Source organism: Flectobacillus rivi, from assembly GCF_030056655.1.
Classification (GTDB): domain Bacteria; phylum Bacteroidota; class Bacteroidia; order Cytophagales; family Spirosomataceae; genus Flectobacillus; species Flectobacillus rivi.
Genome location: NZ_JASHIE010000005.1, coordinates 217962 through 234180 on the forward strand (window position 1 = coordinate 217962; position 16219 = coordinate 234180).

14 protein-coding genes are annotated in these 16219 nt (G+C 36.8%); 8 read left to right on the forward strand and 6 right to left on the reverse strand.

What is annotated here, in order from left to right; all coding sequences use genetic code 11:
- Positions 1–46 precede the first annotated feature (46 nt).
- Positions 47–1519 carry a DUF4301 family protein gene (locus QM481_RS08765; RefSeq protein ID WP_283381457.1) on the forward strand — a complete coding sequence of 491 codons (1473 nt, stop codon included), beginning with the start codon at positions 47–49 and terminating at the stop codon, positions 1517–1519.
- Between the two features lie 89 nt (positions 1520–1608).
- Here QM481_RS08765 and QM481_RS08770 read toward each other — a convergent pair whose 3' ends face one another.
- The gene (locus QM481_RS08770) at positions 1609–2490 is read right to left on the reverse strand and encodes a phosphatase domain-containing protein (RefSeq protein ID WP_283381458.1); all 882 of its coding nucleotides are present in this window, start codon (positions 2488–2490) and stop codon (positions 1609–1611) included.
- A gap of 107 nt (positions 2491–2597) precedes the next feature.
- Positions 2598–5084, reverse strand: a complete 2487-nt coding sequence (gene lon, locus QM481_RS08775; RefSeq protein WP_166552596.1) for an endopeptidase La — start codon at positions 5082–5084, stop codon at positions 2598–2600.
- Positions 5085–5617: 533 nt separating this feature from the next.
- On the opposite strand from lon, the gene QM481_RS08780 reads away from it, so the two are divergent.
- Complete coding sequence (locus QM481_RS08780; RefSeq protein WP_283381459.1) at positions 5618–6928, forward strand: NCS2 family permease; 1311 nt, start codon at positions 5618–5620, stop codon at positions 6926–6928.
- A 143-nt stretch (positions 6929–7071) separates the two neighbouring features.
- Positions 7072–7923 carry a 5'-methylthioadenosine/adenosylhomocysteine nucleosidase gene (locus QM481_RS08785; RefSeq protein ID WP_283381460.1) on the forward strand — a complete coding sequence of 284 codons (852 nt, stop codon included), beginning with the start codon at positions 7072–7074 and terminating at the stop codon, positions 7921–7923.
- Positions 7924–8026: 103 nt separating this feature from the next.
- Here the strand turns inward: QM481_RS08785 and cobA are convergent, their stop codons facing one another.
- Together cobA and QM481_RS08795 are read right to left on the reverse strand one after the other, a co-directional pair.
- On the reverse strand, positions 8027–8815 hold the full coding sequence (gene cobA / locus QM481_RS08790; protein WP_166552599.1) for a uroporphyrinogen-III C-methyltransferase: 789 nt from the start codon (positions 8813–8815) through the stop codon (positions 8027–8029).
- A gap of 205 nt (positions 8816–9020) precedes the next feature.
- Positions 9021–11123, reverse strand: coding sequence for a ferredoxin-like domain-containing protein (locus QM481_RS08795; protein ID WP_283381461.1), 2103 nt, complete (start codon positions 11121–11123; stop codon positions 9021–9023).
- Between the two features lie 335 nt (positions 11124–11458).
- Between QM481_RS08795 and QM481_RS08800 the strand changes: the two genes are divergently transcribed.
- From QM481_RS08800 to pnuC, 5 genes are all read left to right on the forward strand, one after another.
- The gene (locus QM481_RS08800; RefSeq protein ID WP_166552601.1) at positions 11459–11872 is read left to right on the forward strand and encodes a hypothetical protein; all 414 of its coding nucleotides are present in this window, start codon (positions 11459–11461) and stop codon (positions 11870–11872) included.
- Positions 11873–12511: 639 nt separating this feature from the next.
- A complete protein-coding gene (locus QM481_RS08805; protein ID WP_283371075.1) occupies positions 12512–13114 on the forward strand; it encodes an RNA polymerase sigma factor in 603 nt (200 codons plus the stop codon).
- Positions 13089–13331, forward strand: coding sequence for a hypothetical protein (locus QM481_RS08810; protein ID WP_283381462.1), 243 nt, complete (start codon positions 13089–13091; stop codon positions 13329–13331). Before QM481_RS08805 ends, QM481_RS08810 begins: the two co-directional genes overlap by 26 nt.
- A 215-nt stretch (positions 13332–13546) precedes the next feature.
- Positions 13547–14215 (forward strand): endonuclease III, encoded by a 669-nt coding sequence (nth, locus tag QM481_RS08815; RefSeq protein WP_166552603.1) that lies wholly within the window; start codon positions 13547–13549, stop codon positions 14213–14215.
- Positions 14216–14387: 172 nt separating this feature from the next.
- Positions 14388–14966 carry a nicotinamide riboside transporter PnuC gene (gene pnuC, locus QM481_RS08820; RefSeq protein WP_283381463.1) on the forward strand — a complete coding sequence of 193 codons (579 nt, stop codon included), beginning with the start codon at positions 14388–14390 and terminating at the stop codon, positions 14964–14966.
- A gap of 363 nt (positions 14967–15329) precedes the next feature.
- Here the strand turns inward: pnuC and QM481_RS24890 are convergent, their stop codons facing one another.
- Together QM481_RS24890 and QM481_RS08825 are read right to left on the reverse strand one after the other, a co-directional pair.
- On the reverse strand, positions 15330–15524 hold the full coding sequence (locus QM481_RS24890; protein WP_374760891.1) for a helix-turn-helix domain-containing protein: 195 nt from the start codon (positions 15522–15524) through the stop codon (positions 15330–15332).
- Between the two features lie 258 nt (positions 15525–15782).
- Positions 15783–16121, reverse strand: a complete 339-nt coding sequence (locus QM481_RS08825) for a hypothetical protein (protein ID WP_283381464.1) — start codon at positions 16119–16121, stop codon at positions 15783–15785.
- Positions 16122–16219 lie beyond the last annotated feature (98 nt).

Consider the following 16219-nt stretch of genomic DNA (forward strand, 5'->3'; position numbering starts at 1 on the left):
ATATAGATTTTATCCCATTAAAAAATACTCTTACTCCAAAGCGACTATGTTTTCAGAAAAAGACCTTTTACAAATTCAATCCAAAAACATTGCGATAGAGACGGTAGAGCAGCAAATTGAAGACTTTAGAACGGGATTCCCATTCATGAGTCTAGAAAAAGCAGCAACTGTCAACGACGGTGTGATTCGCTTATCGGATGAAGAAGTGAAGCAGTATGCCGATAGCTACGCTCAAAATTCAGCGGGTCTCAACTTATTAAAGTTTGTGCCTGCATCAGGAGCCGCTACTCGTATGTTTAAGTCCCTTTTTACTTTCTTGACAGAAAACAAAGCAGATAAATCGGTAGATCAGTTTTTTGAAAAACTCCCTTTATTTGCCTTCTACAAAGACTTATTGGAATTAATTCCAGAAGATGCAGATAAGCAAACTATCGCAGAGTATTTCTTGACAGAAAAAGGTCTAAACTACGGTTATTTACCAAAAGGCTTATTGAAATTCCATACCTATCCAGAGGGCTGTCGTACTCCACTTGAGGAGCATATCATTGAGGCGGCTAATTACGGTGCTTCGGAAGGTGTTGCCAACTTGCATTTTACGGTATCACCAGAATACAATGCTGGTTTCCAAGGCTTAACGAAAAGTATCTTGCCATACTATCAAAGAGCATTAAATACGAAGTTTAACGTTTCTTTCTCTGAACAAAAAGGCTCAACAGATACCATCGCGGTAAATATGGACAATTCTCCATTCCGTGAAAAAGATGATACTCTGTTGTTCCGTCCTGCAGGTCATGGCGCCTTGATTGAAAACTTGAATGATATTGATGCTGACATCGTATTTATCAAGAATATCGACAACGTTGTTCCTGATCGTTTGAAAGGCACTACTTATGATTATAAGAAAGCGCTTGCTGGTATTTTGTTGAATTATCAATCAAAAATCTTTGCTTTTGAAGCCGCTCTTGAAGCTGGTGCAACACCAGAGTTGTTGGCTGAATTGGCTGAGTTTTACGAAAAAGAAATTTGCGTATTACCTCCAGTAGGCTTTGATACCTACTCTGATGAACAAAAAGTAGCTTATTTCAAAACAAAATTGAATCGTCCAATTCGTGTGTGTGGTGTGGTGAAAAATACGGGCGAACCTGGCGGTGGTCCTTTCTGGTGTAAAAATTCAGATGGAACAGCTTCATTGCAAATTGTAGAGTCTGCACAAATCGATGTGGATAGTGCTGAGCAAAAAGCAATTTTCAATAACTCAACTCACTTCAACCCTGTTGATTTGATTTGTGGTTTGAAAAATAGTAAAGGCGAAAAATTCAATTTGTTGCAATTTAGAGATCCCAAAACTGGTTTTGTAACCGTGAAATCTCGTGACGGAAAAGACGTAAAAGCCCAAGAACTTCCAGGTTTGTGGAATGGTGCAATGTCTGATTGGAATACCGTTTTCGTAGAAGTTCCATTGATTACATTCAACCCAGTAAAAACGGTGAACGACCTTTTAAGAGACGAACATCAATAATAGTGTATATTATAAGTTTAAAAACCCTCAAATAAGTATGACTTGTTTGAGGGTTTTTTTATTATCTAGTATTAATGAAAAATAAATACTTAGTACAAATCTCCATATCCCACCTGCAAACACGGAATTTGAAGTTCTAGCCTCCATAAATCCACAGCCTCTTGTTGTGTTTCCAAAGCTAATTTTACTTGATACTTAAGAGCTATTTCTTCTTCATAAAACTCTTTTTTACACCTAACTCCTTTAATACCTGAAGAATACATTAATAACTCATCAAACTCGACTCGATTATAATAAAGCCAGTTTTGTGTTTGTCGGCGGTAGGTTTCTGGACGTTGAGTTAGCAAAATGATTTTGTAATCCTTAGCTCGGTAAATATCCAATAACTCTTTGATGGGTTGATGTACCAAATCATTTTCACATAAAAAAAGGTCTTGTAGATTTCGCTGGTGAGCTATTGTCAATACATTATCCAATTCACAAACAAGAGCTGAAGGTAATGACTCATCGACATTTGAATAGGTATATAGTTTCTCCTTGGATACAATATGCTGGCGAAACAGCTTCGAAACTACCGTAGCACCTACACTACTGTCTCGCTGACTATCACGCTCTATACAGGTACCTAATTCTACGTCGAAAGGTTTGATTTCTATTTCTACCTTGGTACGATGTGTTTTCTGAAATTGCTCCACGACCTTTTTCACTCGCTCGATAGGTCTTTCCCAAAGATTGGTATCATCGATAACTACATTCTTTCCAGACTTGAGTGCTTCAAACAACATCATATCACGAAGTTGCTCGACAAAGCTTTCATTCTCTTTGGAATGCTCACTGTTATCAAGCATAGCACGCATATCATCCTTATTAAGGCGCTTCCACAAACCTCGGCTATTAGCGACCAAGCCCTTGGCAAATGTAGATTTCCCACTGGCAGGAATTCCTTGTAGAATAAGTACTTTTTGAGACATTAGTTCAAAAATAAAAAAGGCACAGAGTCAAGAGCTCTGTGCCTAAGTTGGAAACTTTTAATTTTGTAAACGTTAAGCAATTGAACCCAAAAATGATTCTCAATTACTTACGCTAATACATTTTCTTTTTTCTCTTCTGGAAAAACAAAATCAATTGGCTTACTAACTTTTTCAGGTAATAAAGCTATTTTCAGCACCTCATCCACATGATCTACATAGTGGAAGGTAAGGTCTGCAATATAAGCTGGCGTGATTTCTTCGATGTCTTTTTTATTTTTATTACAAAGAATAATCTCTTTAATTCCTGCACGCTTGGCTGCCAAAATCTTTTCTTTGATACCACCTACTGGTAACACTTTACCACGTAAAGTTACTTCACCAGTCATAGCCAAGTGTGGTTTTACTTTACGTTGAGTCAATACCGAAGCAATGGAAGTGGTCATCGTAATACCTGCCGAAGGTCCATCTTTTGGCACAGCTCCAGCTGGTACGTGAATATGCAAATGGTAGTTATCAAAAATGCGATAATCAATACCGTATTCATCCGAATGAGCACGCAAATATGATAGTGCTGTCAAAGCGGACTCTTTCATTACATCACCCAATTGCCCCGACAAGGTTACTCCACCTTTTCCACGGCTTAATAGTGATTCGATAAAGAGAATATCGCCACCTACAGGAGTCCAAGCTAAGCCCGTAACTACACCTGCCAAATCGTTGGTTTCGTATAAATCTTTATCAAAAATCTCAGTTCCCAACAATTTCACTACATCATCAGGCTTAATTACTTTAGGGTAATCATCGCCCATTGCAATTGCCTTGGTAATTTTACGAATCAACTTGCCAATTTCTTGCTCCAATTTACGTACACCCGACTCACGAGTATATCCTTCAACTATTTTTTGGAGTGCACCATCGGTTACATTAATCGTTTTGTTTTCGAGACCGTGTTCTTCTTTTTGTTTTGGAAGTAAGTGTTTTTTACCGATTTGCACCTTTTCTTCCATTGTATAGCCACTAATATCAATAATCTCCATACGGTCGCGTAACGCAGGGTGAATCGTGTCTAGCGAGTTGGCGGTAGCGATAAAAAGAACTTTCGACAAATCGAATTCTACTTCTAAGTAATTATCTAAGAAAGCACTATTTTGTTCTGGATCAAGTACTTCCAACAAAGCAGAAGAAGGATCGCCACGGTGGTCAGAACCAACTTTATCGATTTCGTCAAGAATAAATACAGGGTTTGAAGAACCAGCCTTTTTGATATTTTGCATCAATTTGCCTGGCATTGCACCAATATAAGTTTTGCGGTGCCCACGAATTTCTGATTCATCATGCAAGCCACCCAAAGCCATACGTACATACTTACGACCTAATGCTTTGGCAATCGAGCGCCCCAAAGAAGTTTTTCCTACTCCTGGAGGTCCATAGAGACAAAGAATTGGCGCTTTCATATTGCCTTTCATTTTCAGAACGGCCAAATATTCGATGATACGCTCTTTTACTTTTTCAAGCCCAAAATGATCTGCATCTAAAACTTTTTGTGCCTTTTTTAGGTCAAAATTATCCTTCGAGTACTCATTCCAAGGCAAGTCAGCTAATAACTCTACGTAATTCATGAGCATTGGGTACTCTGCCGACATAGAGTTGGTACGCTGTAACTTTCCTAACTCTTTTTGGAAATGGTCTGAGATTTCTTTTGACCATTTCTTATTGGCACCTTTGGCACGTAATTTATCAATTTCAGCCTCAGGACTATCTACGCCTAATTCTTCTTGAAGAACCTTAATTTGTTGACGTAGATAATAATCTCTTTGTTGTTGGTCGATGTCGCTACTGGCTTTACTTTGAATCTCTCGCTTGAGTTCAAGTAAATCAATATCCTTCATCATGTACTCCAACAAGTTTTGGGCTTGCTCAATACCACTCAAAGTTTCGAGCAATTGCTGTTTTTCAGCTAATTCTGCATTGATATTAGCCGAAAGGAAGTGCACCAAGAAGTTTGGAGACTCGATATTATCAAGTGCTATTTGCGCCTCACGTGGAATATCAGGATTTAGTAACAAGATTTTTCCAGCTGCCTCACGCAACGACTGAACCAAAGCTTTGTTTTCACGATTCAGCTTCGTTGGAAAAGTATCCTCGATATAGCTTACTTTAGCCAGTAAATGAGGCTCAGTTTTAACATATTCTGTTACTTCAAAACGCTTACGTCCTTGAACGATAATCGTAATATTTCCTCCTGGCAACACAATCATTTTGAGGATATGTGCTACTGTTCCCACTTTGTACAAGTCGTCACCTACAGGCTCTTCTTTGCTAGGATTGGCCTGTGCAATAACACCAATGGTACGGTCACCTTTGTATGCTTTTTTGACAAGGCGCACAGATTTTTGTCTTCCTACTGTAATAGGAATCACCATTCCTGGGAATAATATGATGTTGCGAATTGGAAGTATTGGTAATTCATCTGAGAGTTTGCCCAACTTCTCGTCATCAACTTGTTCTGTACCTAAAGGTATCAACTCAATCCCATCGAAATCCGAAATTTCGGCAAGTCTGAGTGTATCAAAAAATTTTTTATTGTAGCTCATAATCTCCCTCTAAAAAAATTTGGATAAGCGGTAAGGTATTATAATTAAGTAACATTCAGCATGGTGCTTTTGGCTATGAGCTTATAAGCAAATTAGAAGCAATAGTTTAACAATATTTCCGTAAGCAAGCTGCTGTTGATGAATTTTACTCATAATTTGAAGAAGTTGTAGAAAAAATTAATGGTTTTAAAATAGATTTTATTCTGCGCTTAATTCCAAATTAGTAAGTAGCTCAACTGACAAAGTGTCAGAATGATAATAAAGTTATAGTAAAATCTGAATACTTTTTAAGTGAATTATTAAATGGTCAAAAGCTGTGCCAATGAACAAGTTGTCAGTATTCTTGTAAGTGACTGACTCAAAATAGCTTTCATAATCGATAGGTTTAAATTTGTATAACGGTTTCATGCAAAAAAAAGTGTCATATTAGTATTGAAACTAAATTAATAAGAAATTGGATTAAAGTCATGAGAATCTGCCCCTTATTTGGGATTGTCTAATTTGGACTGTATTTTTAGAAAAATCCCTTATTCATGACAACTAAAATTACCTCCAATCGCACAGAAATTCTCGCTGGTGTAAGTTCCTTTTTGGCTACTATGTACATCATCGTCGTCAACCCTTCTATCTTGAGTCAGGCGGGTATGCCCTTCAATGCTGTATTGACGGCGACGGTTATTTTGAGCTTTTTTTGTAGTCTAATGATGGGGCTTTATGCCAAAAATCCCATTGTGGTAGCGCCCGGTATGGGCATGAACGCCTTTTTTACTTTTACAGCTGTTAAAGGCATGGGTATTAGCTATCAGGTAGCATTAGGCGCTGTGTTTTGGGCAGGTGTTTTATTTGTCATTCTTTCAGCATTCAATGTTAGAACTTATATCGTAAAAGCGATTCCTACACAGCTTAGGTTTGCTATTTCGGCTGGAATCGGCCTTTTTATTAGCTTAATAGGTTTTGAAAACGCCAAATTTATTGTAGATAACCCAGCGACATTGGTTGGTATTGCTTCGTTTAAAGACCCAATCGTTATCACTTTTCTGATAGGTTTATTTGTAACGGCAATTTTAATCGTTCGCCAAACTACAGGGGGAATTATTATAGGAATTGTATTGACAACCCTCTTGGCCATTCCGATTGGGCGCTGGTGGGGCGATGCTTCGGCTGTCAACTTTGGAAACGCCCAACTAGTTACTTGGCAAGGTATTTTTTCCTCTCCTGATTTTAGCTTATTGTTTCAATTAGACTTGGTAAACTCGCTGAAAGTTTCACTATTCCCAGTGATTTTTGCTTTTGTTTTTACAGATATGTTCGACAGTATTTCAACCTTCGTTGGAATAGCCGAAGCTGCAGATTTATATGACGAAAATGGCGAGCCGCAAAACGTCAAAAAATCACTCATGACTGATGCTGTAGCCACACTTTTAGGGGGGATTTTAGGCACAAGTCCAGGTACTGCCTATATTGAATCGGCAGTTGGAATTGAGCAAGGAGGTCGAAGAGGGCTCACTGCCATTACGGCAGGTCTTTTATTCTTGCCATTTATGTTTTTGTCTCCTTTGTTGAGTATTGTCCCTGCTATTGCTACAGCTCCTGCTTTGATTATTGTAGGCGTTTTTATGATGAAACCTATTGCCAAAATCAATTGGTCTGAACTTGACGATGCCGTTCCTGCTTTTTTAGCCCTTGTGCTAATTCCATTTTCTTATTCGATTACGCAAGGTATTATTTGGGGGTTTCTGAGCTGGACTATTATCAAAGTAGCCGTTGGAAAATCAAAAGAAGTATCTCTTGCGTTGTGGATTATTGACGCTTTCGCACTGGTGGCTCTTTTCTGGGGACATTAGATAAACGTATCTATCGGCTTTCAGTGCTATTTATTAATTTTTACGATTTCAAATTAGACTATTCATTAATTCAAATGCTGAGTAATGTTTTAGTTATCAGCTTTGTATTGCTGAATGTTACATTACTATCTATCTCAACAAACATGTTCAATTTTAGCTTAAAGTCATCTTTTCGTGCATCTATTCGCACGATTTTCATCAATACACTCATATTGCTTTGCCTCTTTGGTCCAAAGGTTTTTTCTCAAAAAACTAAAACGATTACAGCAATCGTAGGGGCATTCAATGCGGAAATCCAGTTATTGGAGGATTCTCTCAAAAACAAAGAAGAACATCGAGTAAAAGGAGTTCGTTTTTTGACAGGAGAACTCTCAGGCAAATCGGTAGTAATCGCACTGACTGGCGTAGGCAAAGTCAATGCCGCTATGACTACCACTTTGTTGTTGATGAATTGGCAACCCGAAAGACTGATCTTCACAGGTATTGCAGGGGGAATTGCCAATGGCATTGCCCCTGGAGATATTGTAATAGCCAAATCTTGCGTACATCATGATTTTGGTAGACTTCAAAACGAAGGTATCACATTGCGTCCCACCAGAAACCCTGCTACCTTACAGTTGAATCCGATTTATATTCCTTCAGATAGTATTTTGATAAGTATAGCTCAAAAGATAGCACCAAAATGTCCTTATCAAGCTGTTGGGAAAAATAATAGAATGCCTCAAATTTTGACAGGAATCATAGCTACAGGAGACGTTTTTGTTAATTCTCAATCAAAAGTAGAAGAATTAAGAAAAAAACTCAAAGCTGATGCCATAGAAATGGAAGGAGCTGCTGTAGCGCAGGTGTGCTACCAAATGCAATTACCATGTTTGGTACTTAGAAGTATTAGCGACAATGCCAATGGCGATGCTCATCAAGATATGCCCAATTTTGAAAAAATTGCTGCTTACAATTCTGCTAGTTTGGTCTTAGGTTTATTGAAAGTGCTATAAAACAAAAAAAGCTCATAGTAATAACTATTGAGCTTTTCTAAATACCTAACCACTAATAATCTTTAAACATGCCTTGGGGGCTTGTTAATATGTCGAATGTGTACTAGACACTAAACTTCTTTTGTACAATAGACTGTAATGTCGTTGTCGAAGCAAACTTTACCACTTCTCCAAGCACTATAACGGCAGGATTAGATAGCTTATTGTGCTCAACGACGAATTTAATATTTTTAGCAGTGCCAATTCCAACTTTTTGATGAACGGTTGTTCCTTGCTGTACAACGGCAATAGGCAAATCTGCTTTACCTTGTTGAATACATAGCTCTGCGATTTGTTCTATTTTGCTCATTCCCATCAAAACAACAATAGTTGCTGATGATTGTAAAGCTAGTGCCAAATCTTTGGATAAAGAACCATCTGATTTAGTACCAGTAATTACCCAAAAACTTTCGCTAACTCCTCTCGTTGTCAACGGAATACCAGCATAGCCAGCAGCAGCTACCGACGAAGATATACCAGGGATATAGGCTGTTTCTAAACCAAATTGCTGAGCGTACTCGATTTCTTCCATACCACGACCAAAAATAAATGGATCGCCACCCTTCAATCTCACCACATGACCATACATATAGGCTTTTTCGACTATCAAAAAATTAATAGCATCTTGAGAATGGCTTTCTCCTGGGCGTTTGCCTACGTAAATTTTTTCGGCTTCGGGTTTACAATAATCCAACAATTCAGGAGCAATTAGGGCATCATAAAGCACCACATCTGCCGAAGCTAATGCTTTAGTGGCCTTTACGGTAATTAAATCTGGGTCACCGGGTCCAGCACCGACTACTGTCAGGCGTGGTTTAGGTTCCATTGTATGAAAAGCTTCTAAATTGTTCATAACTAAAAAGTAGTTGGTCATTGAGTAATGGTAAGCGAATCTGACTAACCAAGTCAATTTTTACAAGAATACTATAAAAGTCGCTCACTAATAAATCACTCAATAAAATGAAAAGAGGTGTACCCAATTGGACAAGCCTTTTGAATTACACCCCTTCAAATGTTGTATGCGACTATACTAAATAATCAAACAAAACTCGGAACGCTTACGCCTCTACTGTTTGCTCACGATATGCTTTGGCCAATGCTAAGAAAGCTTTTGCTTCGGCGATATATGAAGTAGCGAAGTCAACGCTAGGCTCATTTTGGTTGATTTGAAGTACTAATTCTTTGAAAGAGCTTTGAGCAATTGTGATTTCGCCTTTTGCAACAAAATGTTCATCAAATTTCTCGATAACAGCATTTTGAGTAGAAACGTTAACACTCTTATCCAAAAGCAAGGCTTTAGCTGCACTTACAAAAACACTGTAAGCATGATAAATTGAATCAGCTACGCGGTTTTCGTTAAAGGCATTCAAAGTCCACTCTAATTTTTCTTCTGACTCGAACAACAAAGTTGCAACTAAGTCAATCATTACACCAGCACATTCACCTACACCAATTTCTGTAGCAAATTGCTCTGAAGCGCCCCAGTCAATGAAATCATCATCTTTCAAAGTAGTAAGATCAGCTACAGGCTTCAATAAGCTATAGAAATATTTTTCGCCCTGACGGTCATAATAATCATTGAAGTATTCACCTTCTGTAGCGTTTTCTTCATAATTATTCAACAATACTCTCAATACTTCAGGTCCACGTTTTGAAGGTACTTTTATTACTTTATCTGCTACACGACCCACACCATTACCAACTGTTCCACCGCCCAATAGTACTTGAAGCGCAGGTAATACACGTTTATCAGCAGACTTCAAAGACGAACCGTGGAAACCGATATTTGCCATACCATGCTGACCACAAGAGTTCATACAACCTGAAATTTTGATTTTAATATCGTTATTATAAATCAAATCAGGGAAGTCTTCAGAAATAACGGCTTCTAATTTGGAAGTAATATTCGTACTATCCGAAATCGCCAAGTTACAAGTATCTGTACCCGGACAAGCTGTGATATTGGCAATTGAATTTGCACCAGGAGATGCCAAATCATGTGCTTTTAACACCTCGTAGATATATGGAATATTGGCTTCAGGCACGAAACGCAACATCAAACCTTGGTTGATACTCACACGTACATCATTTGCCACATATCCATCCAACTGTTCAATTAAAGAACGAGACGTGTTAGAAGAAATATTACCATTTAAGATACGTACATATACGCCAAAATATCCTTCCTGCTTTTGAGCAAAAACGTTAGATTGCAACCAAGTTTTATACTCTTCAGTCTCAGGGGCAATTGTTGATGCTGTTTGAGTAGGCAAATATCCTTCGATTTCCGTTTCGCTGAACCCAGTAGTTGGAATCTCAAATGTTTTGTTTTTGATGGCAATTGTTTCTGCATTTACCAATTCTACAAACTTATCGAAACCGATTTTTTGAATCAAAAACTTCAAACGAGCTTTGTGACGAGAATTACGCTCGCCATGACGGTCGAACACTCGCAAAGCTGCCTCCATATATGGAATTACTTGATTTTCTTCCAAAAACTCAAATGCTGTGTAAGCCAACATAGGTTGAGCGCCCAAACCTCCACCAACAACTACTTTAAAGCCACGTTTGCCATCCAATACTTTTGGAATCAAACCAAAATCGTGTATATAAGTCAATGCTGTATCGGCATCAGAGTTAGAAATGGCAATTTTGATTTTACGACCCATTTCTTGACAAATAGGGTTTCTCAAGAAATAACGGAAAATAGCATCAGCATAGGGAGTTACGTCAAAAGGCTCTTGAGTATCGATACCCGAAGTGATAGAAGCCGTAACGTTACGAACAGTGTTACCACAAGCCTCACGAAGTGTAATATCATCTTGTTCCAATTGTGCCCACAATTCAGGAGTGCGGTCCAAAGAAACAAAGTGAATTTGAACATCTTGGCGCGTAGTCAAGTGTAAATTTCCTATCGAATACTCATCCGAAATATCAGCGATACGTTTCCACTGCTTAAAGGTCATTTTACCATAAGGCAATTTGATACGTACCATTTGTACCCCTTGCTGACGTTGTCCATACACACCACGCGCTAAACGTAAACTACGGAATTTTTCTTCGTGGATTTTACCATCTCTAAATAATTCAATTTTACGAGCTAAATCTAATATGTCTTTTTCAACAAGTGGATTTTCGAGTTCAGTTCTGAAACTTTGCATTGCTTTTCTGTTTAAAAAATCAAACAAAACACCCTAAGCTGGTCAAAGTAGCACAAGGTTCTTGTGTAATGAGTAATCCACCTACATTATTTACTCTATAAAATAAGTAGATTTTTATGCAAAACTAAGGAAGAAATTCTATCTATCAAGGCTTTTTCTAAAAAAAGTTTGATATATATTTTAAACATTCAAAAAATCCAAGTAAGTTTGCCCAGATGGTCTAGTGGCTGAGTAATAATCAATTATATTCATTCGTCCTACAAGTAGTTATTAAAAGTCGAACATTACAACAATTGTTTAGTCAATCAAATCGACCAATTAATCCCATTATACCCATGAAGAGAAATCTATCTTTATTTGTTGCTTTATTAGCATTATTATTGTCAAGTTGTACAGATAGCAAGAAAATTGCTGAGTATCAAGACCAAGTAAGAAGACTTGAAAGTCAAATTTTGAAAGAGCGTCAAGAAAACGCTGAGTTAAGTAGCTTCCGTTTTAGCCTTGAAAGTCAGTTCAAGAAAAAGAATGAAGACTACATGAAATGTCAAGAAGATAGTAAGGATACCTTCGAAACCCTTACTATTAAATATAATCGTTTGTTAGACGACTATAATAAGATTCAAGCTTCTTACAAGTCATTGAACGAAACTTACGAATTAAATAAAGAAAATTCATCTAAAGTGATTGCCGAGTTAGAAGAGCGTGTTCGCAATAGCAAAACAGGCAAAGTGAAAAGACGTCGTAGATAATTTTCCTAATAGTACTTTTGAAGGAACTGCTTTGTAAAAGGCAGTTCTTTTTTTTACTGTACAATTCTTATTCGTTGACTCTGCAATCAATTTTATTTGATTAAAACCTATCCTGCAAAAAATATTTATATAACACCTAAAGTTGTTTTTTGAAAGCAACTGCATCTATTTACCATATAATCAATCGCACTTTTCAAGTTTGGTCTATTTATTGCATTTGTTGCTATATATTTTCTCATTTTGAGACCATTTAATCAATTCTGTGTACATATTTCTTGCATTTGCCTGAGTTTTGAGTATTTTTGAAACCAAAGACAGTAAAAGTCCAAATCGTATTGTTATCCGTATATAAAGAAGATTAACAATATATTTGGTGATTTCAGGAAAACACTAGGTATTTATTAGGTATAAACAGCCATTTCGAGTAGGTACATTCTCTTATAACGAAGAAAACGCTGTTAATATTTGTTAACGAAAGTTAAAATTGCTTGTAATTTTTTTGGAATTAATATAACAACTACTATCTTTGAATCAACCAATCAAGCATACTTCATTTTTTACTAGAGTAGTCACTAAAAAAACAATATAGGAGAAGCAATATGATATAAAGCTTTACGTTAACCAAATAGATTTATCAAGATGGAAAGAATCCATGTTAACGACAGTGAGCTAGTATCACGCTATATTCAAAATGGTGACGAACATGCCTTCGAAACACTTGTTCGCCGATACAAATCAAAAGTTTATACAACGATTTATTTAATCGTAAAAGACACTTACGTTGCAGAAGACTTATTACAAGATACTTTTGTAAAAGCAGTGGATGTACTTCGTTCTGGAAAGTACAACGATGAAGGTAAATTTTTGCCGTGGGTGCTTAGAATTGCCCATAACATGGCTATAGACAATTTCCGTCGAGAAAAACGCTATCCCAATATCGTATTCGAAGATGGTAGTAGTGTATTCAACACCCTTGATTTTGCAGAAGATTCTATTGAGGAAATGCAAATCAGAAATGAAACACACAATCATCTAAGAGATTTGATTAAACGTCTTCCTGATTCGCAACGCGAAGTGCTCGTTATGCGTCATTATGAAGATATGAGTTTTCAAGAAATTGCCGACGCCACTGGCGTTAGTATCAATACGGCATTAGGGAGAATGCGTTATGCGTTGATAAATCTACGCAAAATGATGAGTAAAAATTCTCCGAGCTATGATACAAACCTTTACGCAGAATGACGTAATTCGTTACGTTTATGAGGAAACTTCAGAAGAAGAAAACCTATTAATCCAAGATGCATTGGTACATGATACCGAAATGCTCGAATTTTATTTGGATTTAGTAGATCTTAAAATTGGTTTAGATACAAGTTATCGTGAACCATCCTCTAGAACGGTCGACAATATACTAGCGTATTCTCGTAATTTTGACTCAAAACATCAAACCTCCGCCTAGTTTTAGGCTCAGGTTTGATGTTTTTTTGTTTTACTCAAGTCTCAAGAGGGCTTGAGTGAATTTTTATTTTCTCTTTCTAATAGAAGTGCCCTCTCGACTTCTAGGTTTATCTTATTGCATCTCCTCAACTAAAATCTGACCATTAATCCTTATTTTTGATTTTCAGAACTCATATCATAGGTATTCTGTATAATCTTGTTAATCCAGATTTTATCATGCTCAAAAAAGAACGCTATCGTTTACTGATAGACTACTTCCTGCACAATTTTCCAGTAGCCGAAACCGAATTGCATTATACAACTCCTTATGAATTATTGGTGGCAGTGGTGTTATCGGCACAATGTACCGACAAAAGAGTTAATATGGTGACCCCTGCTTTATTCGAGCGTTTTCCAACACCCGAGTCTCTGGCTAGTGCATCCTTCGAAGAGGTATTCTTTTATATTCGTTCTATTTCATACCCAAACAATAAGGCTAAGCATTTGATTGGTTTAGGACAAAAGCTTGTTGATAACTTCAACTCAGAAGTACCCTCTACCATCGAAGAGCTCCAAACGCTTCCAGGCGTTGGGCGTAAGACAGCTAATGTGATTGTTTCGGTGATTTATAATCAGCCTGCAATGGCAGTCGATACCCACGTTTTTAGGGTATCACATCGCTTAGGGTTGGTAGCTAAAACTGCTACAACGCCTTTGGCTGTAGAAAAAGAACTCATCAAACATATTCCAGAAGAATTAGTCCCTAAAGCACATCATTGGTTGATTTTACATGGACGTTATGTTTGTATTGCGCGTTCGCCCAAATGTGGAGAGTGCAAGCTAACACATCTGTGTAAATATTTCAGCAAACCTCCTCATTTACGCAAAGACAGCCCAAAACTGTAAAGGATGAGTTGTGAATTGATTTTCAACAATTTCAGATTTGGGATTTCTGATTTCGGAAGTAAAGTGAAATACCTTTATTTTTTACAAAAATTAGAAGATTATACTTCCGAAATCCAACATCCGATATCCGAAATAAACAGTTTTATAAACCCAAATCCACAATCGATACCTTATGTTTGATTTTTTTGTTGATTATGTCCAAACCAATTGGATAGAAGTTTTTGGTATTGTGACCTCCTTAATTTATGTCTGGTTGAATATCCGACAAAATATTTGGAGTTGGTTTTGGGCTATTGTAAGTTCATCTGTATATGGAGTAGTCTATTTTCAGAGCAAGCTCTACTCTGATATGGAATTGCAAATAGTGTTTATTATTCTGGGAGTTTATGGGTGGTATCAATGGCTTTATGGTGGCGCTAATAAAACCGAGCTACCTGTAAGCAAAATGCCTAAAAAATACATTCCTATTTGTCTGGCAGCAGGTATGGCTTTTACAGGTTTATCGGGATATTTACACGCCCAAACCGATGCTAGTTTACCCTATTTAGATTCGAGTCTGACAGCTATTAGTTTGATAGCCTCATGGATGATTGCAAAAAAATATCTGGAAAATTGGATTTTATGGATTGTAGCCAACTTAGTGTATATAGGCATGTACTACGTCAAAGACTTACACGGAACGAGTATTTTGTATGCGCTATTACTCGTCATGGCTATAAAAGGGTATTTTGATTGGAGGAAGGGGATGTAGGGGGAAGAGATTTATATTTGCGAGAATGAATAAAGAATTTTTCAAAGAATATTAAAAAGCCTTGAATCGAAATAATTAAGGCTTTAGATTCCTCTTTTCAACGCAAAATGTAGTCATAATGTGATGATTGAGTTTGTGACAATCCGAAAACTCAAAAGTTTTAGTTATTGTTCCACCCATCAATTACTCCTGATTTAATATCAGTGTAATTTGTGATAAGCCAAATAACTAAAACAATAAAAGATATCGTTTTCCAATGGTTTTTTATCAAGACTTTTAAGTCATTTAAGAAGCGATTCATATCTGTAATTTTAATTGAAAAATAAAATTTATGAGGTTTGGTTAATTCAAAAACATCGATTGTTAAGTCATCCCAATCACTTTTAATGAATAAAAGCTTGGTTTCAGCTCATTATTCTCAATTCTTTGAATTGTCCTGAGCATTAATCCCAGTTTTTCAGAAAGTTCTTTTTGAGAACAGTTCAATCGTGTTCTAAGCTCATTTAATCTATTACTAGATATGATATGGGCAAATGAATAAATAGTTGACCAATAGATGTCATTTGGTCGAAGTTTTGCCTCTCATTGAGCAATAATATAAACAGGAGATTAAAACAGAAGCTGGATGTTGGTGTTTATCTAAAGATGCAACTACTCTAATTCGCTAATACATAAAAAAAGCCATCATTTCTGATGGCTTTTTATTTTTGCTCCCTCTCCTGTACTTGAACTAGAGCCTTTAAATATTTGTAAATTAGCACATTGTAAAGCCATGCTTTCAAAAGTACCTCTTTCAGTACCCAAATTCAAAAAAAATTAGGCACTGAGTGCTGGTAAAAAGGTACTTTCACACTTTCCCAGTTCTTTCTTCAGAGTATAATTTTCAATAGTAAGTTCTTCAATTCTTCTCAATAGCCTCTCAAGAACTCCTGAATCGTCAACATTGCTACTGCTTTTAAACTGCGTTTCTTCTTTTTCATTATCATTCAACTCTAAGAACTGAATAATCTTTCTTGCATTTTTCGCTCTAATATTGCCACTATTATAGAATCTATGTAGTGACGGCTGAGAATAACCCACTGATTCACAGAACTCTAATTCTGTCATATTTCTTTTTCTTAGGGTCTCCTTTATCATTTCTCTTGTTAGCTCCATAAAATATATCCGTTTAAGCTTGCGTTAATACTTCACTTTAACTACGTTTGTACTGTTAAAAACAACAGAATGTTTATACAAATATAACATATACAACA